This window comes from Gulbenkiania mobilis (assembly GCA_004346645.1).
Classification (GTDB): domain Bacteria; phylum Pseudomonadota; class Gammaproteobacteria; order Burkholderiales; family Chromobacteriaceae; genus Gulbenkiania; species Gulbenkiania mobilis.
This window is the reverse complement of record SMDA01000008.1, coordinates 97,946-124,735: the sequence shown is the minus strand read 5'-3', so window position 1 is coordinate 124,735 and position 26,790 is coordinate 97,946. Positions and strand designations below refer to the sequence as shown.

24 protein-coding genes are annotated in these 26,790 nt (G+C 64.3%); 8 read left to right on the top strand and 16 right to left on the bottom strand.

What is annotated here, in order from left to right:
* Positions 1-41: 41 nt before the first annotated feature.
* From EV669_RS11985 to EV669_RS11975, 3 genes are all read left to right on the top strand, one after another.
* Positions 42-1,532, top strand: coding sequence for a methyl-accepting chemotaxis protein (locus tag EV669_RS11985; protein WP_055434399.1), 1,491 nt, complete (start codon positions 42-44; stop codon positions 1,530-1,532).
* Positions 1,533-1,683: 151 nt separating this feature from the next.
* Positions 1,684-5,619: an ATP-dependent RNA helicase HrpA gene (gene hrpA, locus EV669_RS11980; protein ID WP_132098803.1), complete on the top strand. Its 3,936-nt coding sequence runs from the start codon at positions 1,684-1,686 to the stop codon at positions 5,617-5,619.
* A 66-nt stretch (positions 5,620-5,685) separates the two neighbouring features.
* Positions 5,686-6,864: an HD-GYP domain-containing protein gene (locus EV669_RS11975; RefSeq protein ID WP_132098802.1), complete on the top strand. Its 1,179-nt coding sequence runs from the start codon at positions 5,686-5,688 to the stop codon at positions 6,862-6,864.
* A gap of 99 nt (positions 6,865-6,963) precedes the next feature.
* On the opposite strand, the gene nagZ is transcribed toward EV669_RS11975, so the two are convergent.
* The 16 genes from nagZ to rpoE all read right to left on the bottom strand — a co-directional run bounded on the left by nagZ (position 6,964) and on the right by rpoE (position 19,344).
* Positions 6,964-8,070, bottom strand: coding sequence for a beta-N-acetylhexosaminidase (nagZ, locus tag EV669_RS11970; protein WP_132098801.1), 1,107 nt, complete (start codon positions 8,068-8,070; stop codon positions 6,964-6,966).
* Positions 8,067-8,477, bottom strand: a complete 411-nt coding sequence (gene acpS / locus EV669_RS11965; protein WP_055434395.1) for a holo-ACP synthase — start codon at positions 8,475-8,477, stop codon at positions 8,067-8,069. Before acpS ends, nagZ begins: the two co-directional genes overlap by 4 nt.
* 10 nt (positions 8,478-8,487) lie before the next feature.
* Complete coding sequence (gene pdxJ / locus EV669_RS11960) at positions 8,488-9,225, bottom strand: pyridoxine 5'-phosphate synthase (RefSeq protein ID WP_132098800.1); 738 nt, start codon at positions 9,223-9,225, stop codon at positions 8,488-8,490.
* A 10-nt stretch (positions 9,226-9,235) separates the two neighbouring features.
* Positions 9,236-10,006: a DNA repair protein RecO gene (recO, locus tag EV669_RS11955; RefSeq protein ID WP_132098799.1), complete on the bottom strand. Its 771-nt coding sequence runs from the start codon at positions 10,004-10,006 to the stop codon at positions 9,236-9,238.
* Positions 10,003-10,338 (bottom strand): antibiotic biosynthesis monooxygenase family protein, encoded by a 336-nt coding sequence (locus EV669_RS11950; protein WP_132098798.1) that lies wholly within the window; start codon positions 10,336-10,338, stop codon positions 10,003-10,005. The genes recO and EV669_RS11950 overlap by 4 nt, the downstream gene beginning before the upstream one ends.
* Positions 10,339-10,340: 2 nt before the next feature.
* Positions 10,341-11,255, bottom strand: coding sequence for a GTPase Era (gene era, locus EV669_RS11945; RefSeq protein ID WP_054285299.1), 915 nt, complete (start codon positions 11,253-11,255; stop codon positions 10,341-10,343).
* Complete coding sequence (gene rnc, locus EV669_RS11940) at positions 11,252-11,965, bottom strand: ribonuclease III (protein ID WP_072242901.1); 714 nt, start codon at positions 11,963-11,965, stop codon at positions 11,252-11,254. The genes era and rnc overlap by 4 nt, the downstream gene beginning before the upstream one ends.
* A gap of 3 nt (positions 11,966-11,968) precedes the next feature.
* A complete protein-coding gene (locus EV669_RS11935; RefSeq protein ID WP_054285300.1) occupies positions 11,969-12,328 on the bottom strand; it encodes a DUF4845 domain-containing protein in 360 nt (119 codons plus the stop codon).
* A 43-nt stretch (positions 12,329-12,371) separates the two neighbouring features.
* Positions 12,372-13,292 carry a signal peptidase I gene (gene lepB, locus EV669_RS11930; protein WP_132098813.1) on the bottom strand — a complete coding sequence of 307 codons (921 nt, stop codon included), beginning with the start codon at positions 13,290-13,292 and terminating at the stop codon, positions 12,372-12,374.
* A gap of 51 nt (positions 13,293-13,343) precedes the next feature.
* Positions 13,344-15,137, bottom strand: a complete 1,794-nt coding sequence (lepA, locus tag EV669_RS11925) for a translation elongation factor 4 (RefSeq protein WP_132098797.1) — start codon at positions 15,135-15,137, stop codon at positions 13,344-13,346.
* Between the two features lie 63 nt (positions 15,138-15,200).
* Positions 15,201-15,440, bottom strand: coding sequence for a glutaredoxin family protein (locus EV669_RS11920; protein ID WP_054285302.1), 240 nt, complete (start codon positions 15,438-15,440; stop codon positions 15,201-15,203).
* A 1-nt stretch (position 15,441) separates the two neighbouring features.
* A complete protein-coding gene (locus EV669_RS11915) occupies positions 15,442-16,857 on the bottom strand; it encodes a DegQ family serine endoprotease (protein ID WP_132098796.1) in 1,416 nt (471 codons plus the stop codon).
* The gene (locus EV669_RS11910) at positions 16,839-17,306 is read right to left on the bottom strand and encodes a SoxR reducing system RseC family protein (RefSeq protein ID WP_132098795.1); all 468 of its coding nucleotides are present in this window, start codon (positions 17,304-17,306) and stop codon (positions 16,839-16,841) included. The genes EV669_RS11915 and EV669_RS11910 overlap by 19 nt, the downstream gene beginning before the upstream one ends.
* On the bottom strand, positions 17,303-18,253 hold the full coding sequence (locus tag EV669_RS11905; protein ID WP_245622736.1) for a MucB/RseB C-terminal domain-containing protein: 951 nt from the start codon (positions 18,251-18,253) through the stop codon (positions 17,303-17,305). The genes EV669_RS11910 and EV669_RS11905 overlap by 4 nt, the downstream gene beginning before the upstream one ends.
* Positions 18,254-18,274: 21 nt before the next feature.
* Positions 18,275-18,742 carry a sigma-E factor negative regulatory protein gene (locus EV669_RS11900; protein ID WP_054285306.1) on the bottom strand — a complete coding sequence of 156 codons (468 nt, stop codon included), beginning with the start codon at positions 18,740-18,742 and terminating at the stop codon, positions 18,275-18,277.
* Positions 18,743-18,744: 2 nt separating this feature from the next.
* On the bottom strand, positions 18,745-19,344 hold the full coding sequence (rpoE, locus tag EV669_RS11895; protein WP_054285307.1) for an RNA polymerase sigma factor RpoE: 600 nt from the start codon (positions 19,342-19,344) through the stop codon (positions 18,745-18,747).
* A gap of 260 nt (positions 19,345-19,604) precedes the next feature.
* On the opposite strand from rpoE, the gene prpB reads away from it, so the two are divergent.
* The 5 genes from prpB to EV669_RS11870 all read left to right on the top strand — a co-directional run bounded on the left by prpB (position 19,605) and on the right by EV669_RS11870 (position 26,776).
* A complete protein-coding gene (gene prpB, locus EV669_RS11890) occupies positions 19,605-20,486 on the top strand; it encodes a methylisocitrate lyase (RefSeq protein ID WP_055434390.1) in 882 nt (293 codons plus the stop codon).
* A gap of 90 nt (positions 20,487-20,576) precedes the next feature.
* Positions 20,577-21,725, top strand: a complete 1,149-nt coding sequence (gene prpC, locus EV669_RS11885) for a bifunctional 2-methylcitrate synthase/citrate synthase (RefSeq protein ID WP_055434389.1) — start codon at positions 20,577-20,579, stop codon at positions 21,723-21,725.
* Positions 21,726-22,091: 366 nt separating this feature from the next.
* On the top strand, positions 22,092-24,686 hold the full coding sequence (gene acnD, locus EV669_RS11880; RefSeq protein WP_207913893.1) for a Fe/S-dependent 2-methylisocitrate dehydratase AcnD: 2,595 nt from the start codon (positions 22,092-22,094) through the stop codon (positions 24,684-24,686).
* A gap of 98 nt (positions 24,687-24,784) precedes the next feature.
* A complete protein-coding gene (gene prpF / locus EV669_RS11875) occupies positions 24,785-25,975 on the top strand; it encodes a 2-methylaconitate cis-trans isomerase PrpF (protein ID WP_055434387.1) in 1,191 nt (396 codons plus the stop codon).
* A gap of 204 nt (positions 25,976-26,179) precedes the next feature.
* A complete protein-coding gene (locus tag EV669_RS11870) occupies positions 26,180-26,776 on the top strand; it encodes a hypothetical protein (RefSeq protein ID WP_054285396.1) in 597 nt (198 codons plus the stop codon).
* Positions 26,777-26,790 lie beyond the last annotated feature (14 nt).

The window sequence follows — 26,790 nt, the reverse complement described above, 5'->3', positions numbered from 1 at the left end:
TAAAAAGTCCCTACGGACGCACAACGACGAGGAAGAAACGCATGACACTCGCTGCCATCGCAGAATGGTTCGTGCCCGAGAATGCCCGGCAGACACCGGAGCTGGCGATCCGCGCCCGCACCGTGGTCAGCATGGGTCTGCTTGCAGGCATCATCGCTCCACTCTTTGCACTGTCTTACTTCAAACTACATCACCCGGCCATGGGCTACGGCATCCTCCTTGGAGGCGTCTGTCTGTTGTTGGGCCCTTTCCTGCTCAAGATGACCGGGGCCATCCGGCTGACCGCCGAGTTCCTTGTGCTGGCGATGTACGGCATGGTGTGCTGGATGGTGTACGTCAATGGCGGCATCCTTTCCACCAGCGCCGTCTGGTTCGCGTCGATCCCGTTTGCCGCCATCTTCGTGGCCGGCCGGATGTCCGGCATGGTGTGGACCGGCCTGACGCTGGTGGCAATAGGGCTTTTCTTCCTCGCCGCCCACGACCCGGGCAGCCTGCCGCCCACACCCATTCCCCACACCGAGTTCCCGGCCTTGCAGGCCAAGTCACTGGTGGGCCTGTCGCTGGTGATCCTGGCCCTGGCCATGGCCTACGACCGCGCCAAGAGCCGCAGCTTTGAAAAACTGGAAGCCGCCCGCAGCGAGGCCGAGCAGGCCAGCCACGCGATGCAGCGCATGATGGAGCAGGTGACACGCTCGATCCATGCAGCCTCCAGCGCCAGCCGCGAGATCGCAGCCAGCACGACCATGATGGCGCGCACCATGCACGAGCAGCGCGAGCGGGCCGAAGAAATGGTATCAGCCGCGCAGGACATGGCGGTGGTCAGCACTCAGACCACGCAGCAGTCCCAGGACGCCACACGTACCGCAGACACCGCCGGGGCCGCGGCCAGCAGTGGCGGCGAGGCAATGGACAATGCAGTGCAGCAGATCAACCAGGCCAGCGAAGCGATCCGGCAGGCGGCGCTGCGGCTGGAAGACCTGGGAGAAAAGAGCACGGAGGTCAGCGGCATCGTGCAACTAATCCGCGGCATTGCGGACCAGACCAACCTTCTGGCGTTGAACGCTGCCATCGAGGCGGCCCGTGCCGGCGAGTTGGGCCGCGGCTTTGCTGTGGTGGCCGACGAAGTACGCAAGCTGGCCGAGCGCACCCAGCAGGCCACCCTGGATATCGAACACAAGATCCGCCTGATCGTGGACGGCACCAACGAGGCGATCGTGGCGATGCGCAGCGGCAGCACGCAGATCCAGTCCGGTCAGGCCTTCACCGCCGCCGCACAAGAAAAACTGTCAGGCGTCATCGACGACACCCATCGGCTGGCCCAGATCCTGGTGATGGTCGCCAGAGCGGAGGAAACACAGAATGCCGGCTTTGCCCGGTTCGCCAGCAACATCACCGCCGTGGGCGAATCCACCCGCAGCCTGTCCGGGGAAACCGAAACCATTGCCCAGGCTACCCGCCGGCTGGATGCGCTGATGGCGGACCTGGGCCAATCGGTCAACCGCTTCAGCGGCGAAACCGCCTCGCCCGCCTGACCCCCTGCAAGGGTTGGCCGAAGCCCGTTCACAAGGCAGGCATCCGCCTGCCTTTGGACATCGCGCGCAGACGGGGCGCCCGGACGCCGCCGCAGGGGGCAGGCTTGCTATAATCGCGGTCTCTTTTTCCAGACGCTCTTTAGCCTCGCGCATGAACCCCACCGAACGCCTCGCGCCCCTCATTGCCGCCCTGGACACCTGTCTGCTGAAGGACCGCGCACCCTTACGCCGCCGCCTGGACGAGATTGCCGGCCGCCTGCGCCGCGGCCAACCGGCCGACCGTCAGGAAGCGGACGTAGCGCGGCAGATCACTGCCTCGCAGGAGCGGCTGGCCGCACGCCAGGCCCGGCTGCCCGTCCCCACCTTCGACGACGCCCTGCCCGTCAGCCAGCGGGTGGAGGAAATCCGCAGCGCGATCGCCCGGCATCAGGTGGTGATCGTCAGCGGCGAAACCGGCTCGGGCAAAACCACACAGCTACCCAAGATCTGTCTGTCGCTCGGACGCGGTGCGGCCGGACTGATCGGCCATACCCAGCCCCGCCGGCTGGCTGCGCGCTCGGTGGCCAACCGGATCGCACAGGAGCTGGGCTCGCCACTGGGCGAAGCCGTGGGCTTCAAGGTGCGCTTTACCGACCATACCTCCGAGCGCAGCCACATCAAGCTGATGACCGACGGCATCCTGCTGGCGGAAACCCAGACCGACCGCTTCCTCAACGCCTACGACACGCTGATCATCGACGAGGCGCACGAGCGCAGTCTGAATATCGACTTCCTGCTGGGTTACCTGCGCCAGCTGCTGCCGCGGCGGCCGGATCTCAAAGTCATCATTACCTCGGCCACCATCGACGCCGACCGGTTTTCGCGTCACTTCGGCAACGCCCCGGTGATTGAGGTGTCCGGACGCACCTATCCGGTGGAAGTGCGCTACCGGCCGCTGGCCGAGCGCGACGAGGACGAGCGCGAGATGGAGATGGAAGACGCCATCGTGGACGCGGTGGACGAGCTGTCGCGCCAAGGGCCGGGCGACATGCTGGTGTTCCTGCCGGGCGAGCGTGAGATCCGCGACACCGCCGAGAAGCTGCGCAAGGCCGGCATCCGTGGCTACGAGATCCTGCCGCTCTTTGCGCGGCTCTCCAACGAGGACCAGCAGAAGATCTTCCGTCCTTCCGGCGGCCGCCGGGTGGTGCTGGCCACCAACGTGGCCGAGACCTCGCTGACGGTGCCCGGCATTCGCTACGTGATTGATACCGGACTGGCTCGCATCAACCGCTACAGCCCCCGCGCCAAGGTAGAGCAGCTACAGGTGGAAAAGGTTTCCCAGGCTGCCGCGCGTCAGCGCGCTGGTCGCTGTGGACGTGTGGAGGCCGGCATCTGCATCCGGCTTTACAGCGAGGAGGATTTCAACGCCCGCCCGGCTTTCACCGACCCCGAGATCGTGCGCAGCAACCTGGCAGCCGTCATCCTGAAGATGGCGGCCCTACGGCTGGGTCGTGTGGATGCCTTTCCCTTCATCGAGGCGCCCTCCTCGCGCCTGGTGGCTGACGGCTATCAGGTGCTGCAGGAGCTGGGCGCGGTGGACGAGCGGGGCGAACTGACGCCAGTGGGCAAGGAACTGGCACGTCTTCCTGTGGACCCCAAGGTTGGCCGAATGCTGCTAGCAGCACGCGACTTCGACTGCGTAAACGAAGTGCTGGTGATCGCTTCCGCACTGTCGCTGCAAGACCCGCGAGAGCGCCCGTTCGAGGCCCGGGAGGCAGCCGACCGTGCCCAGGCGCGCTTTGCCGACGAAAAGTCCGACTTCCTGGCCTTCCTTAATCTATGGCACTTTTTCGACGAGGCCCTGCGTCACAAGAAGTCCAATCGCCAGCTGGTGAACCTGTGCCACGAACACTTCCTTTCCTACCTGCGGATGCGCGAATGGCGTGACCTGCACGGCCAGCTGGCTGAGATCGCCAGCGAGATGGGCCTGGTGCGCAAGCCGACCGCCCCGGCAGCGGAAGCGACGGAGTCTGCCAGCCCCAAAAAGCGCGAGGCGCTCGCCCAGGTACAGTACGAACGGCTGCACAAGGCGCTCCTGACTGGCCTGATCGGCAACATCGGCATGAAGTCGCTCGAAGGCGACGACTATCTGGGCGCGCGCGGCAGCCACTTCCACATTTTTCCCGGCTCCGGGCTGCGCAAGGGCAAGCCCAAGTGGCTGATGGCGGCCGAGCTTGTGGAAACCACCCGGCTCTACGCCCGCGTGGTGGCGCGCATCGAGCCGGAGTGGGTAGAAACGCTGGCACCGCATCTGGTGAAATCGCACTACTACGACCCGCACTGGGAGAAGGCCCGGGGCGAGGTGGTGGCCAGCGAGCGGGTCACCCTCTATGGACTGACGCTGGTGCCTCGCCGTCCGGTCTCCTATGGCCGCATCGACCCGGCCGGCGCGCGCGAACTCTTCATCCGTGGTGCCTTGGTGGCGGGTGAGTACGCAAGCAACGCACCCTTTTTCCAGCACAACAACCGGCTGATCCGTGAGGTGGAGCAGCTGGAGCACAAGGCCCGGCGGCAGGATGTCCTGGTGGACGAGGACGTGCTGTTCGACTTCTACGCCAGCCGCACCCCGGTCACGGTGGTCGATGCCGCTAGCTTCGAGGCCTGGCGCAAGGAGGCAGAGCGCGACAAACCGCGCCTGCTGTTCATCACCCGTGAAGAGCTGATGCTGCATGCTGCCCAACACGTCAACGAGGAGCAGTTTCCGGAGTGGCTGGACGTGCCCGATGGCCGACTAAGGCTGCGCTACCGTTTCGAGCCCAACCACCCGCTGGACGGTGTGACCGCCGACGTGCCGCTGGCGCTGCTCAACACTCTGTCGCCTGCGCGCTTCGAGTGGCTGGTGCCCGGGATGATCCGTGAGAAGCTGCAGATGCTGATCAAGCAGCTACCCAAGCAGATCCGTCGCAGCTGCGTGCCGGTGCCTGATTTTGTGACGCGCTTCCTTTCGGCCAACCCCGACACGGAAAAGCCAGTGGCACCGCAGCTGGCGCATTTCATCCTGCGCGAGACCGGTGGACTGAAGGTGGACCCGGAAGCTTTCGACCCCGCAGCCCTGCCGCTGCACCTGCTGTTCAACTTCCGCATCGTGGACGACGGCAAGCAGGAGCTGGGGCTGGGGCGCGACCTGGTGGCCTTGCAGCGGGAATTCGGCCAGGCCGCCCAATTGACCTTCCGCGACTCCACCGCCGACTTCGAACGGGACGATGTGCGGGTGTGGGATTTCGGCGAGCTGCCGGAAAGCCTGCAGTTCGCCCGAGGCCGCCAGCAGCTCACCGGCTATCCGGCACTGTCTGTGGAAGGGGACCGAATCGCCATCCGCCTGTTCGACACGCCGGACGCAGCTGGTCAGGCCATGCGCGGCGGCGTGGTGCGCCTGCTGCAGCTACAGCTCAAGGAGCAGATGAAGCAGCTCTCCAAGGGCCTGCCGGGTATGACGCAGATTGGCCTGCAGTTGCGTGCAGTGGCCAATGTGGACGATCTTTTGGCAGATGCGATCGCCGCGATCACCGACCGCGCCTTTATTGGCGACGACCCGCTGCCACGCACCGAGAAGGCTTTCAACGAGCAGAAAAACCGGGCGCGCGCGCGCCTGCCTGCGGTGGTGCAGGCCGTCACGCAGATCCTCACGCAAATCGCCAGCGAATACCAGGCGCTCTCGGCCAAGCTGACGCGCCACCGGCTGGCCGAGGAACTGCGACAGCAGCTGGGACGGCTGGTGTACAAGGGTTTTCTGGCTGCCACGCCTTGGGAGCAGTTGCCTCACCTGCCCCGCTACCTCAAGGCCATGAGCCTGCGCATGGACAAGTACGCCAGCAATATCGCTCGCGATGCCCAGCGTGCAACCGAGGTGGCCACCCTCTGGAAAATGTGGGAGGAGCGGGTGGAAACAGTGCGCGCCCGTGGCGAACTGCCCTCGCCGGAGCTTTTGGCCTTCCGCTGGCAGATCGAGGAGCTGCGCGTCAGCCTCTTCGCGCAGGAACTCAAGACGCCGTACCCGGTGTCGGCCAAGCGCCTGATGAAAATCTGGGAGGGGCTGCGCCAGTCATGATGGCCGCCCGCGCCGGGCCAAGTCGTCTAGAATGCAGCGCATTGGGGTTACACGATAACGATAACGATGCCAGACAACACCAAGATCAAACTACCGCCCAGCCTGGTGCGCGTGGGCCAGGAAGTTCCGGTGGACGTGTACGCCCGCAACGGCCTGTTGCTGGTGAAGAAGGGACACTATGTCCTTACCCCTGAACAGAAGGAGCACATCCTCCACGCCGGTCAGGTGACAGTGGACGCCCAAGCCGCGCTGAGCGAGCGGGAGGAACGCGAGCGCCGGGCCCGGCTGGCCGAAGCCGAGCGCCGGGCGCAGGAGCGGCTGCGCGAGGCCAACCCGCTACTGGAAATGGACCAGCTCACCCACCGCTGCCGGGGCCTGCTCAACCATTTCTACGCGATGCGGGAAGTGGAGCAGAGCATCCGGCGTACCGCCGACCAGTTGATCCGCTTGGCCGAAACCGGCCCCGATGGCCTGATCGCCGCCTGCCTGCTGGTCCCGTTCAACGATTATGGCAGCACCCATAGCCTGCACAGCGCCGCCATCCTCGCAGTGCTGGGCCGACGGATGAAGCTGCCCCCGCCCGAGCTGCAGACCTTGCTGTGCGCGGCCCTGACAATGAACATCGGTGCCACCCAGCTGCACACCGAGCTGAGCCGACAGGACGGCCCTCTCAACCCGGAACAGCGGGCCGAAATGCAGGCCCATCCGCTCTTGGCCTCGGCGGTGCTGCGCGACCTGGGCATTGAGGACGAGCGCTGGCATCTGCTGGTACAGCAGCACCACGAGGAGTATGGCGGCGGCGGCTACCCTTACGGTTTGCGCAAGGAGGAGATCGACCCCGGGGCCCATCTGGTACGTCTGGCAGATGTGCTCACCTCGCTGCTCGTCACCCATGCCCATCGCCCGGGCCACCTGCCGTCGATCGCCTTGGGCCGGCTGTTCCGCGGGGAGTTTGCAGAGTTTGATCCGACTTTTGTCGCACTGCTGATCAAGGAACTGGGCATCTACCCGCCGGGCAGTTTCGTCAAGCTGGCCAACCATGAATATGCGGTGGTCACCCACCGCCCCAGCGATGGCAAGACCAACCAACCGCGGGTGGCTGCGCTGCGCAGCCCCAATGGGGAGTTCTACGGCGAACCGCATCCGCGCAACACCCGGCTACCGGAGTTCTCCATCGTCGGGCCGATCTCGCTGGCCCAGGCCGGTGTGCGCCCGTCCTTTTTGGTGCCGTTGTGGGCGCCCTGACCTGGCTGCTGCCGACCACTGCCCCACCACCAGGCGCGTGCGTGCGACAATAAAAAACCGGCCTGATGGCCGGTTTTTTACTTTGGCATCAAGCCGGATTCAGCAGGTTTCCCCCACCGCCGGACCCGCCAAGGCGCCCGGCGGCAGGCCGAGGGCCGACACCATTGCCTGCTTGGCGGCAAAGTCGCTGCGGGCGATCGCGGCCTGCCAGACGGCTGCGTCCCCACCCTGCCCGGCCATGCGTGCCAAACGCCCCGCCAGATGAGGCTGTGCCGGCGGGTTCAGCCGCGCCAGCAGCGCGTCGGCCAGGTCCGGACGATTACATACCAGCGCCATATCGCAGCCGGCGGCAAAGGCGGCCTGGGCACGGGCGGTAATGTCGCCGGCACCGGCCGCGCCTTCCATGCACAGGTCGTCGGAGAAAATCACGCCATCAAAGCCCAGCCGGCCGCGCAGGATCTCCTGCAGCCAGATGCGCGAAAACCCTGCAGGCTGACTGTCGACGGCCGGGTAGACCACATGCGCCGGCATCACCGAGGTCATCCCAGCGGCGCTCATCCGGGCAAACGGCACGATGTCATCGGCCCACAGCGCTTCCAGCGACCGCTCGTCCACCGGAATGACGTGGTGGCTGTCGCCTTCCACATGCCCATGCCCGGGGAAGTGCTTGCCGCAGGTGCCCATGCCCCCCAGCGCCAGTCCGCGCTGCAGCGCCAAGGCCAGGGCGGAGACCGCCTTCGGATCGCGATGAAAGCTGCGGTTACCGATGACCGCGCACTGGCCCCAATCCAAGTCCAGCACCGGCGTGAACGACAGATCGATGCCACAGGCACGCAGCTCCGCTGCCAGCACTTCGCCCACGGTTTCGGCCAACCTTTCGGCCTCGGCGGGATCGCGATCCCAGCGTTCGCCCAGTACCCGCATCGGCGGCAGGCGGGTGAACCCATCGAGGAAGCGCTGCACCCGCCCCCCTTCGTGGTCCACTGCGATCAGAAGGTGTGGCGAGCGCAGGGCACGGATTTCAGCCGTCAGCGCCCGCAGCTGCTCCACCGAGGCAAAATTGCGCCGGAAGAGGATGACGCCGCCGACCAGCGGGTGCAGCAGGCGGATGCGCTCGGCATCGGTGAGCGCCTGTCCGGCGACATCGACCATCACCGGGCCACGCGGCAGACTGACAGGGGAAAGGGAAGAAAAAGACGGGATCATGCGCAGGTCCGTTCCTCTGAGTCCGGCGTGCCCGCTTCGAGCACGACGAACGCCAGGGCGTGGTGTTGTTCGTCGGAAATGGAAAGGTGGGCGCAGCCGATGCCGCGCGCGCGCATCCAGGCCCCCAGCGGCTCGGCGAAGCGGAACACCGGCTTGCCGAGCGCATCGTGCTCGACGGCAATGGCGGTCAGCAGGACCGGGGCGCGCACACCGGTTCCCAGCGCCTTGGCCAGCGCTTCCTTGGCCGCAAAGCGCTTGGCGAGGAAACGGGCCGGGTCGGCCGCCTGCATGAAGGCCGCCTGCTCCGTAGTGGCCAGAAAGCGGCGTCCGCAGCCGTGGCCCCAGCGTTCCACCATCGGGCGGAAGCGCGCGATGGCCACCAGGTCGGTGCCGATGCCAGCAATCATGGTCGTAGGCTCAGTGGTGACCGTCACGACGGCCTTCGAGCATCAGCGCCTTCATCTCGCGCACCGCCCCCTCGAAGCCGGTGAACAGTGCCTGGGCGACGATGGCATGGCCGATGTTCAGCTCGGTGATTTCAGCAATGGCCGCCACCGGCTTCACATTGTGATAGTTGAGCCCGTGACCCGCATTGACCACGAAGCCCAAGTGCGAGGCAAACACCGCCGCTTCGCGAATGCGCGCCAGTTCACGGCCCTGTTCGCCGGCATGCGGCGCATCGGCGTAGGCCCCGGTGTGCAGTTCGATCACCCCCGCACCTGCATCGCGTCCGGCCTCAATCTGCTGACGGTCGGCATCGATGAACAGCGACACGCGGATGCCGGCCTGCTGCAGAATGCGGGTAAAGTCACGCACCTGATCAAAATAGCGGATTACGTCCAGCCCACCCTCAGTCGTCACCTCTTCCCGCTTCTCGGGCACCAGGCAGACGTCGTCCGGTCGCACGCGCAGCGCGTTCTCCAGCATTTCTTCGGTCAGGGCCATTTCCAGATTCATGCGTGTCTTGATCACCTGGCGCATGGCAAAGACGTCCGCGTCCTGAATATGGCGGCGGTCCTCGCGCAAGTGCAGGGTGATCAGATCCGCACCGGCCGTCTCGGCCACCAGGGCCGCCTCCACCGGGCTGGGGTAACGCGTGCCGCGCGCCTGGCGCAGCGTGGCGACATGATCGATGTTGACACCCAGAAGAATCATGATTGCATCCTCATTCGGTAGAGGGATCGGCCGCTTTCGGCCAACCTGTGGTCAGAGAGAGTGCGCCCGCGCCGGCTTCCAGCAGGCGGGGCGTCATCAGGGGCGTGCCGTCCAAGAGCTCGGCCAGCAGCAGACGGGTCAGGCTACGGGCCTCGCGCTGGGTGGATGCCAGCGTATAGTCATCGTCGGCGAGCGCCTGCAGGGTGGCGCCGCTGAGCCAGACGCCCCGCACCGCTGCTGGTGGTGCGTCGGCATCGGGCGCTTCGCCCGGCCGGCAGAAATAATGTCGCGCAGGCTCGATCGGACGGCCAGCGGCATCCTGCGACAGCAAGGGGGAGTACCCCAGCGCACGCACCAGCCCCATCTCGAAGCGGCGCACCACGCTGCCAAGGTCGGCCGCACCGGCAAGCCCCTGCAGCGCCTCGCCGTAGAGGGGATAGAGTGCCGGCAGCGGGTCCTCGCGGGCCGTCAGGCGCATCAGCAGCTCGTTGAAGTAAAAGCCGCACAACAGCGGTCGGCCCGAGAGCTGCGGCAGACCGCCTTGCCAGTCAGCACTGTGCAAGGTGCGCACCTCCCCCTTACCGAACCAGGCGAGCAGCAGTGGATGAAACGGCAGCAGCACACCGCGCAGCTCGGCCTTCGGGCGTCGGGCGCCACGCGCCACCAGCACCAAGCGGCCATGGTCACGCGTCAGCACATCTACCAGCAGGCTGGTTTCACGATACGCCTGGGTATGCAGCACATAGCCTGGCTGACGGTCCACCTTGCCGGGCTGGCTCATGCGTGGCCCGGTCCGAAGCCATAGGCACGCTCCACCCGCGCCACCCGGACGCTGAAGGCCACGTACCAGCGCTCGCGGCCCATGGCGCGCGCGGCGGCATGTTCGACGTCCCGGCGCCAGCGGTCGATAGCCTCCAGGCTGTCCCAGTAGGACACGGTGATGCCGAAGTCTTCGGCATCACGCGTGCTTTCCACCCCGAGGAAACCGGGCTGGGCCGCTGCCAGGACCAACATGCGCCTGGCCGTCTCGACGTAGCCGGCATCCTCGGCCTTAGACTGCGAGGCGAAGATCACGCTCCAGTACGGAGGCTCGGGCAGCCGGGCAAAGCGCATCGTCAGTCGAGTCCGAACTGCTTGAGAAAGCGTACGTCGTCGGCCCAGCCGGACTTCACTTTCACCCACACCTGCAGGAACACCTTGCCGTCAAAGAGCTTCTCCATGTCCAGGCGTGCTTCGGTAGAGATCTTCTTGAGCTTCTCGCCGCCCTTGCCGATGACGATGCTCTTCTGGCCTTCCTTGTCGACCAGGATCGCGACGTGGATGCGGCGTAGCGCGCCGTCCAGCTCGAACTGCTCAACCTCCACGTTCATTGAATACGGCAACTCCTCGCCCAGGTAGCGGAACAGCTTTTCGCGCACGATCTCGCCGGCGAGGAAGCGCTCGCTTTTGTCGGTGACCATGTCTTCCGGATACAGCGGCATGGATTCGGGCAGGGTTGGCCGAACCTTGGCCAAGAGTTCTGCCAGGCGCTGACCGTGCTTGGCGCTGACCACCTCCACATCGGCAAAAGCAAAGTCCTGACGCACGGTGTCGATGAACTCGGACAGCGCCAGACGGTCCTTGGCCTTGTCCAACTTGTTCACCACCAGCATCACCGGCGTGTTACGGGGCAGCAGCGGCAGCAACTCACGGTCGGCACCGGTCCAGCGCATCGCCTCGATCACGAACAACACACAGTCCACCTGCCCCAGCGTTTCTTTCACACTGCGGTTGAGCACCTCGTTGAGTGCGCCCTTGTGATGAGTCTGGAAGCCAGGCGTGTCCACGAATACGAACTGTGCATCCGGCTCGGTGTGGATGCCATGCACACGGTGCCGTGTGGTCTGCGCCTTTTTGGAGGTGATGCTGACCTTCTGGCCGATGAGGTGGTTCATCAGCGTGGACTTGCCCACGTTGGGCCGGCCCACGATCGCGACGAAGCCGCAATGGTAACCGGCCGCACCGGCTTCTTGATATTCGTTATCGGTCATCGCAGTCTTTTCCCTCCTTGGGGATGCTTTTCTTCCAGCTGCTGCAGGGCCCTTTCGGCGGCCTGCTGCTCTGCATTGCGCCGGCTGGTGCCTTCGCCTTGGGTCTCAACGCCGATCTCGGCCAAGTCGCACACCACGAGGAAGTGCTGCTCATGGGCCTCGCCGCTCTGGGCCTGGATGCGGTAACGCGGCAGGGCCAGGCGCTGCGACTGCAGCCATTCCTGCAGCCGGGTCTTGGCGTCCTTGGCGTGCTTGGTCGGGTCGATGGCCTGCACACGCGCCGCATACAGGCCACGCACCACCGCCTCCGCCTCGGCAAACCCCGCATCGAAGCTGACAGCGGCGAAAGTGGCCTCCAGCGCATCAGCGAGGATGGAAGGACGATTGAAGCCACCGCTCTTGAGCTCGCCCTCCCCCAGGTAGAGGTAGTCGCCCAGCTTGAGCTCGTGGGCGATTTCGGCCAAGGTATTCTGGTTGACGAGGTTGGCGCGCAGCCGGGACAGCTCGCCCTCGGTCAGTTGCGGGAAGCGGTCGTAAAGCATCCGCGCCACGGTGTAGTTGAGGATGCTGTCACCGATGAATTCGAAGCGCTCGTTGTGCGGCGTGCCGAAACTGCGGTGCGTCAGCGCCTGGCGCAGCAGCTCCGGGCGGCTGAAGGCATGTCCCAGCGCCTCGGAGAGACGCCGGAACCGGTTGTCTGTCACGTTCACGTATCAGGATTGCGGTATTTGTCCGGCCTGGGTGTCGAAATCGAATGCCAGGCTGATGTTGGAAAACAGGGGCACCTCGCGTCGGTATTTGGCGCGGATGCTGACGTTTTGCGGCAGCGCGATCACCACCAGCTGCTCACCGCGGATGGAAGTGATGTCCGCCACGGGTGCGCGCAGGTTGAACTCGCGCCGGATCTCGTACTCGCCACGACCGCCCTCGGTAGCCAGTGACTGGATGGTGCGTCGGACGTTGGCGTACTCGTTGTAGACCGGTATCACTTTGAACGCGAGTAGCAGCACCGCGCCCATCAGGCCGACGATTAACAGGACAGAAAGGGCGGACAGGCCCTGCTGTTTTTTCATGCGCTTGCCTCCTTGCCAAGGGTGCCAGCGGCACCCTGCCCCATCAATGGATACGTTGGCCGATCCGGCCCAAGTCTCCGAAGTTCATCCAGATCATGAAAGCCTTGCCCACCATCAGGCGGTCCGGCACAAACCCCCAGTAGCGACTGTCCAGGCTGTTGTCGCGGTTGTCTCCCATCATGAAGTAGTGTCCGGCAGGCACCTTGCAGACAAAACCATCCTCATCGTAACGGCAGGCGTCACGGTCGGGAAAGTCGCTTACTTGCGACAGGACCAGCGTAGGGGCTTCCTGGATCTTCAGCACGCGAAAATTCCGATCACCCAAGGTTTCACGGAACTGGTCGTTGTGAATCATCGCCAGACGCTGCTCAAGGTAGTCGTAGGTGCCATCGGCCACTTCCGGCACTTGCTTGCCGTTGATCGACAGCACCTTGTTGCGGTATTCCACGGTGTCGCCCGGCAGCCCGATCACCCGCTTGATGTAGTTCACCTTGGGATTAACCGGATAGTTGAACACCACCACATCGCCCCGTTCTACCTGATGCACCGGGATCAGTACTGTGTTGAGCACGGGAATACGAATGCCATAAGAGAACTTGTTGACGAGGATGAAGTCGCCCACCACTAGGCCGGGCCGCATCGAGCTGCTCGGGATCTGAAACGGCTCGGCCAGGAAGGAGCGGAGGATAAACACCACCAGGATGACCGGGAAGAAGCCGCGTGAGTAATCGACAAAATGGCCCACTTCGCGGCTGGAGGCAGCGCGCCTCTTCGCCAGCACCAGCCGGTCCAACAGCCAGACGGAACCCGTCACCAGCACCAGCACCAACATAACCGCCGTCAGGCTCATGTAGTTGCTGAGCACGCCAAAGGCACCGCCCACCAGCGCCAGGTAGCCCCACTGTACCGACTGTGGCCAGTCCTTGGCGCCGGGCGCCTTGCGGCCGCCGAACACGATCAACATCAGGCCGATGACGGCCACCACGGTAAATACCCAGAAATAGCTGCCGTCCACTTATTTGTCCCCGACTTGCAGGATGGCCAGGAAGGCGGCCTGCGGAATTTCGACGTTACCCACCTGCTTCATGCGCTTCTTGCCCGCCTTCTGCTTTTCCAGCAGCTTCTTCTTGCGGGTGATGTCGCCGCCGTAGCACTTGGCCAGCACGTTCTTGCGCAGCGCCTTGATGGTCTCGCGTGCGATGATGTGGCTACCGATGGCGGCCTGCACCGCAATGTCGAACATCTGCCGCGGGATCAGCTCACGCATCTTGGCGGCCAGTTCGCGGCCGCGGTACTGGGCACTCTGGCGGTGCACGATCAGGCTGAGCGCATCCACCTTCTCGCCGTTGACGAGGATGTCCAGCTTGACGAGGTCCGCAGCCTGGAACTCTTTGAACTCGTAGTCGAGCGAAGCGTAGCCACGGCTGGTGGACTTGAGCTTGTCGAAGAAGTCCATCACCACTTCGTTCATCGGCATGTCGTAGGTCAACATTACCTGCCGGCCCATGTACTGCATGTTGCGCTGCACACCACGCTTCTGGTTGCACAGCGTCATCACCGCACCCACGTAGTCCTGCGGCACGAGAATGTGCGCGGTGATGATCGGCTCACGGATTTCGTCGTACTTGCTCGGATCAGGCAGCTTGGAAGGGTTCTCCACCTCAACCACTTCGCCATCCTTCATCACCAGCTGATACACCACCGTCGGGGCAGTGGTGATGAGGTCCATGTCGAACTCGCGCTCCAGGCGCTCTTGAACGATCTCCAGGTGAAGCAGTCCGAGAAAACCGCAACGGAAGCCGAAACCCAGCGCCTGCGATACCTCCGGTTCGAAACGCAGCGAGGCATCGTTGAGCTGGAGCTTTTCCAGCGCATCGCGCAGCGCATCGTAGTCGTGGCTTTCCACCGGATAGAGACCGGCGAACACCTGCGACTTCACCTCCTTGAAGCCTGGCAGGGCCGCCGCCGCAGGATTAGCCGCCAGGGTGATGGTATCGCCCACCTTGGCCGACTTCAGCTCCTTGATGCCGGCGATCACGAAGCCCACCTCGCCTGCGCTGAGCGCGTCGCGCTGCACCGACTTAGGCGTGAACACACCCACTTGCTCGCACAGATGCTCGGCGCCGGTGGCCATGAAGCGGATCTTGTCCTTGGGACGCAGGCTGCCATCGACGATGCGCACCAGCATCACCACACCCACATAGTTGTCGAACCAGGAGTCGATGATCAGTGCCTTGAGCGGCCCATCGGGGTCACCTTTCGGGGCCGGGATCTTGCTGACCACGGTTTCCAGGATGTCCTCGATGCCGATGCCAGACTTGGCCGAAGCACGCACCGCGTCGACCGCCTCGATACCGATGATGTCCTCGATTTCTTGGCACACCCGTTCGGGCTCGGCCGCCGGCAGGTCGATCTTATTGAGCACCGGCACCACCTCGACCCCTAGGTCGATGGCGGTATAGCAGTTGGCGACGGTCTGGGCTTCCACCCCTTGAGAGGCATCCACTACCAGCAGTGCGCCCTCGCAGGCGGACAGCGAACGCGAGACTTCATAGGAGAAATCCACGTGTCCTGGGGTGTCGATCAGGTTGAGGTTGTAGAGCTGTCCGTCACGGGCTTTGTAGGTCAGCGCGGCCGTCTGGGCCTTGATGGTGATGCCCCGCTCCTTCTCGATATCCATCGAGTCGAGCACCTGTTCGGACATTTCGCGCAGCTCGAGGCCACCACAGTACTGGATGAATCGGTCGGCCAGCGTGGACTTGCCGTGGTCGATGTGGGCAATGATCGAGAAATTACGGATATTTTTCATTGGAATCCGGCAAAAGATAAGGGCACGCTCGCGTGCCCTCGAGAACTCACACTCGCGCGGATTTTAGCCGATTTCGCCAAGATGTGCAGCCAGCCGCCCGGTATCCAGATGCCAGTGGCAGATTTCGGTTTCACCGTCCATCAGCACTGGCACCAGTTCGTTAAAACGGGCCTCCAGCGCCGGGTCGGCGTCCACGTCCACCACGTCAAGGGCAAAACCGTAGCGGGCCTGCCAAGGTGCGAGCGCGGCGAGCATCGCATGACACAGGCTGCAATACTCGCGAAAATACAGGGTCAGCGTCATCTCAGTCCTTGGTCAACGGCAGGAACAGGGTGGCACCGCGGCGGCGCACCTGCAGCGCCAGCGTATCACCCTTCTTGGCGTTTTCTATTGCAGCGCGGAACTGGGCCACACCAGTGAGGGCCTCACCGCCGATGCCTACGATCACGTCTCCGTTGGTCAGGCCGGCCCGGGCAGCCGCCCCGCTGGCCTGGCGCACCAGAAGCCCGTACTTCACACCCAGCTGCGCCAGCTGCTGCGGGTTCAGCTCGTAGAGCACCAGCCCGATCTGGTTGAGCTTCTGAGCGCGTGGGTCTTCCTGCTGCTTGCCGCGATACTGGCGCTCGCTGAGGCGCGGATCCTCGTCCTTCAGTTCCACCGGTACCACCGAGATGCTGCGCTGGGCGCGGTTGCGCCAGATGTCCAGGGCCACCGCCTTGCCCGGTTGGCTGGTGCCGATCAGCCGCGGCAGGTCGGCCGAAGACTCCACCGGCTGTCCGTCCACACGCAGCAGGATGTCGCCTGCCTTGAGTCCGGCCTTGTCCGCTGGCCCACCAGGTTCCACCGCGTTAACCAGGGCGCCAGTGGCGCGCGGCAGCCCGAAGGAGGTGGCCAGTTCCTTGTTCAGCTCCTGGATGGCAACGCCAATCTTGCCGCGGCTGACCCGCCCGCGTGTCTTGAGCTGCTCGGCCACGTTCATCGCCACGTCGATCGGAATGGCGAAGGAGATACCCATGAATCCCCCCGACCGGCTATAGATCTGCGAATTGATGCCGACCACCTCACCCTTCAGGTTGAACAGGGGCCCGCCCGAGTTGCCAGGATTGACGGCAGCGTCGGTCTGGATGAACGGCACAAAGTTCTCGTCAGGCAGCTGACGATTCTTGGCCGACACGATGCCTGATGTGACGGTATTCTCGAAACCGAACGGCGAGCCGATCGCCAGCACCCACTCGCCCACCTTGAGGTCGTTGGCGTTACCCATGCGCACGGTAGGCAGGTTGCCGGCCTCAATCTTGAGCAGGGCCACATCGGTGCGGGCATCCGACCCGATCAGCTTGGCCGGATAATCACGCTTGTCGGTGAGCCGCACGGTGATCTCGTCGGCACGGGCCACCACGTGGGCATTGGTCAGCACGTAACCATCCTTGGAAACGATGAAGCCCGAACCGAGCGAGTTTTCCTGCCGTTCGCGCAGGCGTGGGGGCGAGAAGCGGCGGAAGAATTCGAAGAACGGATCGCCGGCAAACTCTTCAGGCAGGTCCGACACCGCCTCGCGGACGGTGGACTTGGTGCTGATGTTTACGACGGCACGGCCTTCGGCCTCGACGATGCGACTGAAGTCGGGTAGCTCGCGCGCCTGCGCAAGCCTGGGGGCCAGCGGGCCCGAGAGTACGGACGCGGCCAGCAGCGCCGCAGCGATCACTTTCTTGATTGGCATGTTTTCTCCATACGAACGGTGGAAGAAGGAATCCTGCGCTCGATGAAGGGGGCAAGCTCCGCACCCGCCTTCAGATGTTGCGCATGCCAGCGCACCCCCACGAGCGCCAGGAAGGCGCCACCGAGTGCGGCACTCACCGAAACGGCTTCCCCCCAGGGCAGGCCCAGGGCGGCGCCGGCCAGCAGCCCGACAAGTGGGGCCACGTAGAGGCAGGCAACGCTGTGCAGGAAACTGCCTTCGCGGGAGGCAACGATCACGCTGTCGCCGGGCTGCGTGCCGATGGGGTCGCGGACGATGTATTCGAGTGAACCCTGCGAGAACAGCCGGGCCAAGGAGACGGAGCGGCAACCGTGCACCGGATCGCACTGGCCGCAGGGGCTGTGCGGTCGCGGTGTTACCCGGGCCAGGCCAGGCTCCACCGCCACCACACGCGCTTCGGTTTCTATCATGGTCGGGAAATCTTCAGCGAACGCGCCACTGCACTCATGCCCTGCTCGGGCAGGTCACCTACCAGGGTGAACTGCATGTCGCCTTGGTGCCCGCTGGCCGTGCTGATGACACCATGCAGGCTGGAAACGCGAGGCGTGCGGGGGTCGCCCATCATCGGCTCGACAAATAGCGACAGCATCACCAAGCCATCACTGAAGATGAGCTGCCGCACCTGCTTGTCCGCCTGCCCGGGCAGGCTGCGCTTCATCGCCCGCACCAGCCGGAAGCCGGTGGGCAGACCGCTCACCTCGATGTCGGCCGCCGTGCTTTCCGGCACCTGCGTAGCCAGCGTGCGCATCGGGTAACTCAGACGATAGTGAGGCTTGAGCACCGCTCGGTTACGCGGCGCGCCGAATTCAACGTCGGTGAACATGTACTGCTCCACCACATCGCTTTTGGGCGACACCGTCATGATCTTGAGCGGCAGTTGGGTCGCATTCTCCAGGCACAGCCGCACTCCGTAGCGCAGAGTATCGCGCGGTTTGAGCTCGAACCACTGGCAGTCCTTCTGGGCAATGCGGTCACCGGTGAGGCGACGCACCGCGTAGGATTGGGCAATGCCGTCGATCTCGTCCGGCAGTAGCGCAGGAAAGAGCCGCATCGCACTCAACCGCGCCGCGGCCAGGGATTTGGTGTCGGGGGCATAGCCAACGACATCGCCCCCTGTGCGCACGATTTCCCGCGGCGGTCCGTCCAAGGACTCGCGCCGCTCGAGCACACCGTCCCCATCACCGGCCCGGTAGAGCCGGAAGGTTTCCAGAAGACCGCTCATCTGGTGAAGGTAGGTTCCGGACAGGGGCAACTGGCGGGCGCTGGCCACCGACTTCTTCAGCACCCCCCAGTCGTCATCGGCCGCACGGGCGGCCATGGCCGCCGCAAGCAGCATACAACCCGACAAGAAATACACGCGCTTCAACGGGTTACTCCGTTATCTGTAAGACACTGCCATCAGGCTCTGGTCCGCGGCCATTTCCTGGTGGGCCTGGACATACGGATCCACCGGGTCTGCCACAGCCCCGGTCTGCACCTGCACCGGCACGGCCTGGTTGGCTGCCACGAGGTTGGCCGAAGGCGTGGTGAACGATAACTGCTGCCAGGCCACCACTGCTGCCAGGCTGACGCTGGCCGCAATGGCCGCGGCCCCCACGGTGCGCGGACGCACCGGACGCAGCCAGCGCCGCGGTGCCAGCACAGTAGGCTCCTCGGCGAGGCGGGCCGCAACGCCCCGGCGCACGTCCACCTTGAGGTCGGCACTGGCACGCAGCGCGTCTCCGATCAGGTGATAGGTGTTCCAACTGTCGTTGAGCGATTCATCGGAGTGGAGCGCCGTAACGGCCTTTCGGGCTGAGGCGGGTTCGAGTTCGCCATCCATCAGCGCGGATACTGTTTCTTTCATGATTACCACCTCTTGTTTTTGGCCGTATCCAACAAGGGCCGCAGTTCGGCCGCAATCGCTTCACGCGCACGAAAGATCCGCGAGCGCACCGTGCCGATGGGGCAGTTCATGACCGAGGCGATCTCGTCGTAGGAGAGGCCCTCCATCTCCCGCAGGGTGATGGCGGTACGTAACTCTTCGGGCAAGGCCTCGACTGCCGCATTCACGGTGGCCACGATTTCCTTGTTCATCAACTCGGTTTCGGGCGTATTCAGGTCGGGCACCTGCGACGCAAGGTCGTAGTGCTCGCCATCCTCGTCCTCGACTTCGCTGTTGAGCACGGGCCTGCGCCCGCTCGAACTCAGGAAATTCTTGGCTGTATTGATGCCGATCCTGTAAAGCCAGGTATAAAACGCGCTCTCCCCTCGAAAGGAAGGTAGTGCGCGGTACGCCTTCACGAACGCTTCCTGCGTCACGTCCTCGATGTCGGCGCCGTCGCGGATGAAACGTGACAGCAGTCTGGCAAGCCTCCGCTGATACTTGCCAACCAGAAGATCAAATGCTTTCTTCTCACCTCGCTGGGCACGCTCCACCAACTGTTGATCGATATCACGATCACTCATGTCGTTGTAATGCTCCCTGAATCGCCCACGGCTTTGTCTTTGTGTGACTGTATTGTTGAAATCTTGTCGAATCGCTTCCGTGGACACGCACTAGACCGTTGCCCGGAAAATGAGTTCCCACTGTGGCCAAGCGTGAACATTAGCACGAGCGGCCCCGACCATGAATCCCCTGCATCCCGGGCAGCTGGTTTGCGCACAAACCAAGCACTTGCTAGAATGCCGAGTCATTACTCCACCCAATTGTTTTTCAGGAGCCCCAGATGAGCACTCCCGGCCAGCGTTTCCGTCAAGCCGTCGCCCAGGAACACCCCCTGCAGGTGGTGGGCGCCATCAATGCCTATGCCGCCCGGCTGGCCGAACACAGCGGCTTCAAGGCCCTGTACCTGTCTGGAGGCGGGGTAGCTGCGGCCTCGTGCGGCATTCCAGATCTGGGCATCACCACGCTGGAAGACGTGCTGATCGACGCGCGCCGCATCACCGATGTCACCGACCTGCCCCTGCTGGTGGACATCGACACGGGTTGGGGTGGCGCCTTCAACATTGCCCGTGCCATCCGTAGCCTGGAACGTGCAGGGGTGGCCGCGGTGCACATCGAGGATCAGGTTCAGCAGAAGCGCTGCGGCCACCGTCCCAACAAGGCCATTGTCAGCAAGGAAGAGATGGTGGACCGCATCAAGGCCGCCACGGACGCCCGCCGCGACGACAGCTTCGTCATCATGGCACGCACCGATGCGCTGGCAGTCGAAGGGTTGGACGCGGCCATCGACCGTGCGCGTGCCTGCGTCGAAGCGGGCGCGGACATGATTTTCCCCGAGGCGATGACCGACCTTTCGATGTACCGGCAGTTTGCCGAAGCGGTGGGCGTGCCGGTCCTGGCCAACATCACCGAATTCGGCGCCACGCCGCTTTACACTACCGAGGAGCTGGCGGCCCACGGGGTGGGCCTGGTGCTCTATCCGCTGTCGGCCTTCCGTGCGATGAGCAAGGCGGCGCTGGAAGTGTACGGCGCCATCCGGCGTGACGGCACCCAGCAGAATGTGGTGGAGCATATGCAGACACGCATGGATCTCTACGAGCACCTTGGTTATCACGCCTACGAGCAGAAGCTGGATGCCCTGTTCGCCGAAGGCAAGAACAAGTAAGCCCACCGGCCGTGGCCCAAGCGGCCCTTTGGGAACACAGCAGAAGGCTGGCGGCCTTGGCCGTCGCAACCTCATACAAGGAGAAGTGGCATGAGTGAAGTGGTTCTGAGCGGAAAGCCGAAGAAATCGGTGGCACTGTCCGGCGTGGCCGCAGGCAACACTGCCCTGTGCACGGTTGGCCGAAGCGGCAACGACCTCAACTACCGCGGTTACGACATCCTCGACATTGCCGAACAGTGCGAGTTCGAGGAGGTCGCCCACCTGCTGGTGCACGGCAAGCTGCCCAACCGGGCGGAACTGGCCGGCTACAAGCAGAAGCTCAAGTCGCTGCGTGGTCTGCCCGCTTCAGTGAAGGCCGTACTGGAGGCTCTGCCCGCCAACGCCCATCCGATGGACGTAATGCGCACGGGTGTTTCCGCACTGGGCTGCACCCTGCCAGAAAAGGACGACCACAGCCTTGCTGGCGCACGCGAAATTGCCGACCGCCTGATGGCCAGCCTGGGGTCCATGCTGCTTTACTGGTACCACTTCAGCCATAACGGTCGCCGCATCGAGGTGGAAACCGACGACGACTCCATCGGTGGCCATTTCCTGCAACTGCTGCATGGCAAAAAACCACCCGAGCTGTGGGTGCGGGCAATGCACACCTCGCTGATCCTGTACGCCGAGCACGAATTCAACGCCTCTACCTTTACCGGCCGTGTGATTGCCGGCACCGGTTCGGACATGTATTCCGCCATCACCGGTGCCATCGGTGCGCTGCGCGGCCCCAAACACGGCGGTGCCAACGAGGTCGCCTTCGATATCCAAAAGCGCTACGAGACCCCGGATGAGGCAGAAACCGACATCCGGGCCCGGGTGGAGCGCAAGGAAGTGGTGATCGGCTTTGGGCATCCGGTGTACACCGTTTCCGACCCGCGCAACAAGGTCATCAAGGAAGTGGCGCGCCGTCTGTCGGAGAATGCGGGTGACACCAAGATGTTCGACATCGCAGAGCGGCTGGAGACGGTGATGTGGGACCTGAAGAAGATGTTCCCCAACCTCGACTGGTTCAGCGCCGTCAGCTACCACATGATGGGCGTGCCCACCGCGATGTTCACGCCGCTGTTCGTGATCGCCCGCACGAGCGGCTGGAGCGCACACGTGATCGAACAGCGACAGGACGGCAAGATCATCCGGCCTTCGGCCAACTACACCGGCCCCGAAGACCAAGTGTTCGTGCCGCTGGACAAGCGCTGAGGCATAGCAGCAGCGGCCCTATCTGGTGCTGGGGTGGCCGCCCTCGGCCGGTGCCGGCACCAGACCGTCCCAGCAAGGGATAGGCAGGCGCCCTGCACACAAGGGACAAACGCTGATGGCGCAACGAAAGGGCAGCGCCTTTTGCTCCTTCTCACGGACGGGAACCCTGCCACGGGCACGACAGGGGAAGCAGAGCCTCCGGGCGCTCGCGGGGCACGGCATGGTCCGTCAGCCATCGCCGTCCATTGCCCACGTGCCAAGCCATGCCCACTGCCGCCCTACCGACTGGCACGGAGGATGGCAACACTGGCACCAAGCTTCTGAAGAACAGCCTGCCCTCCGGCAGGCAACGGTCGAGAACTCATCATGAATAGTCAATACCGCAAACCGCTTCCCGGCACTGGGCTCGATTACTTCGATGCCCGTGCCGCGGTGGAAGACCTCCAACCCGGGGCTTGGGACACGCTGCCCTACACCGCCCGGGTGCATGCCGAGAACCTGGTCCGGCGCTGCGACCCTGCCATCCTGAGCGAATGCCTGACCCAGATCGTCCAGCGCCGGCGTGATCGCGACTTCCCTTGGTACCCTGCACGCGTGGTCTGCCACGATATCCTTGGTCAGACGGCTCTGGTGGATCTTGCCGGTTTGCGGGATGCCATTGCCGAACGCGGGGGCGATCCGGCCAAGGTCAACCCGGTCGTACCGGTGCAGCTGATCGTGGACCACTCGCTGGCGGTGGAATGCGGCGGCTTCGATCCGCAGGCCTTTGAAAAGAACCGAGCCATCGAGGACCGGCGCAACGAGGATCGCTTCGACTTTATCAACTGGACCAAGAAAGCGTTCAAGAACGTCGACGTGATCCCGCCCGGCAACGGCATCATGCACCAGATCAACCTGGAACGGATGAGTCCGGTCATCCAGTCCGAGCAAGGCGTGGCCTACCCCGACACGTGCGTGGGTACCGACAGCCACACCCCCCATGTGGATGCGCTGGGCGTGATTGCGGTAGGCGTGGGCGGACTGGAAGCCGAAAACGTCATGCTGGGCCGGGCATCGTGGATGCGGCTGCCGGAGATCGTGGGCGTAGAACTGACCGGCCAGCCACAGCCGGGCATCACCGCCACCGATATCGTGCTGGCGCTGACCGAGTTCCTCCGCCGCGCCAAGGTGGTGGGCGCTTATCTCGAATTTCATGGCGAGGGGGCCAGCAAGCTCACGCTGGGCGATCGTGCCACCATCTCCAACATGGCACCGGAATACGGGGCCACTGCCGCATTGTTCGCCATCGACGGTCAGACACTGGACTACTTGCGTCTGACCGGGCGCACCGATGCGCAGGTAAAACTGGTAGAAACCTATGCCAAGACGGCCGGCCTATGGGCGGATGCCCTCCAGGGCGCTGAATACGAGCGCACACTGACGTTCGACCTGTCGCAGGTGGTGCGCAATCTGGCGGGCCCCTCCAAGCCGCACGCACGCGTTGCCACTACGGACCTCGCAGCCCAAGGAATTGCCGGCCCCTGGGAAGAGAAACCCGGGCAGATGCCGGACGGCGCGGTGATCATCGCGGCGATCACCAGCTGCACTAACACTTCCAACCCACGCAATGTGATCGCTGCCGGACTGCTGGCGCGCAACGCCAATCGCCTGGGACTGCTGCGCAAGCCCTGGGTGAAGACCTCGCTGGCGCCCGGATCCAAGGCGGTTAAGCTGTACTTGGAGGAGGCCGGCCTAATGGAAGAACTGGAGCAGTTGGGCTTCGGTGTGGTGGCTTACGCCTGTACCTCGTGCAACGGCATGTCGGGGGCACTGGACCCGGCGATCCAACAGGAAATCGTCGAGCGCGACCTCTATGCGGTGGCCGTGCTTTCGGGCAACCGCAACTTCGACGGTCGCATCCACCCCTATGCCAAGCAAGCCTTCCTGGCCTCCCCGCCTCTGGTGGTGGCCTACGCAATCGCGGGCACCATCCGCTTCGACATCGAGAAAGATGTGCTGGCGGTGGTGGACGGCCGCGAAATCCGCCTGAAGGACCTGTGGCCGTCCGACGAGGAGATCGACGCCACCATCCGCCGCAGTGTTAAACCGGAGCACTTCCGGCAGGTATACGAGCCGATGTTTGCGATCCATACGGAAAGCGGCCCGGCGGTAAGCCCACTGTACGACTGGCGGCCGCTGTCGACCTACATCCGCCGCCCCCCATACTGGGAAGGCGCGCTGGCCGGGGTGCGCACCCTGCAAGGCATGCGACCGCTGGCAGTGCTGGGTGACAACATCACCACCGATCACCTTTCGCCGTCCAATGCCATTCTGCCGGAATCGGCTGCAGGCGAATACCTGACGAAAATGGGTGTACCGGAAGAGGACTTCAACTCCTACGCCACCCACCGGGGCGACCACCTCACCGCCCAGCGCGCCACCTTTGCCAACCCTACGCTCAAGAATGAGATGGTGCGTGGGGAAGACGGCAGCCTGCGTCAGGGCTCGCTGGCCCGTGTGGAGCCAGACGGCAAGGTAATGCGCATGTGGGAGGCGATCGAGACCTACATGGAGCGCCGCCAGCCCCTGATCATCATCGCCGGGGCCGATTACGGGCAGGGCAGCTCGCGGGACTGGGCCGCCAAGGGCGTGCGGCTGGCCGGGGTGGAAGCCATCGTCGCGGAAGGCTTCGAGCGCATCCACCGCACCAACCTGATCGGTATGGGCGTGCTGCCGCTGGAGTTCAAGCCGGGCACCAACCGACTGACGCTGGAGATCGACGGTAGCGAAACCTTTGACGTGGTCGGCGAGCGCAAACCGCGCGCCGACCTGACCCTTGTTATCCATCGCAAGAGCGGCGCCGAGGTGACGGTGCCGGTTACCTGCCGTCTGGACACCGCCGAGGAAGTTTCCATCTACGAGGCCGGCGGTGTGCTGCAGCGCTTTGCCCAGGACTTTCTGGAAGGCGCGCCCACCGCCTGAACCCGGCCTTCGGCCAACCCCCATCGAGCCGGGTTGGCCGAAGCGCACTCGGGCAGGCGAGCCCTGCCAGCCCCATTGACGATCAAGGACTGATACCCATGACATCCCTACCCCAGATCCGCATACCGGCGACGTACATGCGTGGCGGCACCAGCAAGGGAGTGTTCTTCCGTCTGCAGGACCTGCCCGGATCTGCCCGGGTACCCGGGCCGGCGCGCGACGCCTTACTCCTGCGTGTGATCGGCAGCCCCGACCCCTATGGCAAGCAGATCGATGGGATGGGGGGCGCAACCTCCAGCACCAGCAAAACGGTGATCGTGGACCGCAGCCAGCGCCCCGAGCATGACGTGGACTACCTGTTCGGGCAGGTGGCCATCGACCGGCCCTTCGTGGACTGGAGCGGCAACTGCGGCAATCTGTCGGCCGCCGTCGGGGCGTTCGCGATTGCCAACGGCCTGGTGGATCCGGCCCGTGTTCCCGAGAACGGCACCGCCACCGTACGCATCTGGCAGGCGAACATCGGCAAGACCATCGTCGCCCACGTGCCGGTGACCGGCGGACAGGTGCAGGAGACGGGCGACTTCGAACTGGATGGCGTCACCTTTCCTGCGGCAGAGGTCCAGTTGGAGTTCCTGGATCCGGCCGACGAGGGCGATGGGGACAGCGGGGCGATGTTTCCCACCGGCAACCTGGTGGACGATCTGGACGTACCGGGCGTGGGCATGCTGCAGGCTACGCTGATCAATGCCGGCATTCCCACCATCTTCATCAATGCGGCCGATATCGGCTATACCGGCACCGAACTGCAGGACGCCATCAACAACGACACTCGCGCACTGGCCATGTTCGAGGCCATCCGGGCACACGGCGCGGTGCGCATGGGCCTGATCGCCGATCCGGGCGAGGCCGCCAGCCGGCAACACACCCCGAAGGTGGCGTTCGTCGCGCCGCCTGCCGATTACCATGCCTCCAGCGGCAAGCAGGTGCGCGCGGGCGAGATCGACCTTCTAGTGCGGGCCTTGTCCATGGGCAAGCTTCACCACGCGATGATGGGCACTGCCGCGGTCGCCATCGGCACCGCGGCCGCCATTCCGGGCACACTGGTCAACCAGGCCGCCGGTGGCGGCGAACGCCACACGGTACGCTTCGGCCATCCTTCGGGCACGCTGCGCGTAGGCGCCGAAGCCTGCTGCCACAACGGGCAGTGGACGGTGACCAAGGCCATCATGAGCCGCAGCGCACGCATCCTGATGGAAGGCTGGGTCCGCGTGCCGGCGGACGCTTTCTGAAGCCCTCTGCTGCCGCGCTCACCCGCTTCCCAGTCCTGGGCCCGCCGACCGGTGTCGCGGGCCGTTTTTTTGCGCTGGCTGGCGGAAATTTTCCGCCCTTTCCTTGAGCGCGCACTCTTTTTGCCGATACTTGAATAAGCACCCTGAAAGATCGACGCGGCCGCTGCCCTGGTGGGGACCGGCCCGCTGCTCAAGGAGAAATTCATGGCCATCACTCCGATTACTACGCCGGCCACGGCACCGGCCAACCGCACTCAGCCCAGTCGCGACGCGGAAGCCCCGCGCGCGAACGGTGGACGCCCGCCCAGAACGGACACGGTCACCTTGGGCCAGCAACCCGATGAAGCAGTAACCTATACCGATCCGCGCAAGGCGGCCGGCACCCAGCAGCAGCCGGACGTGGCCAGCCTGCTTGCCGAGTCCGACCGCAAGGCCCAGGAGATGATCGACCTGCTGCAGGGATTGATCCAAAAGCAGGGCCTCACCTGGTCCAAGGTGGTCAGCGGGGAGCAGCGGCTCTCTGCCGACGCCGAATCGATCGACGCCGCCCGTCAGGCAATTTCCGAGGATGGCGAGTTTGGTGTCAAGAAGACGGCCGAACGCATCCTGAGCTTTGCCCGGCTGGGCATCGGGGACGATCCGGCCAAGATCGCCACGATGCGCGAGGCAGTGGAGAAAGGGTTCAACGAGGCGAAGGAAATGCTGGGTGGCAACCTGCCGGAGATCAGCCAGAAGACACACGACGCCATCATGGCCGAATTCGACCGCTGGGAAAAAGAAGGCCTGCCTGCCCGGGCCTGAACCCGGTCTGCCAG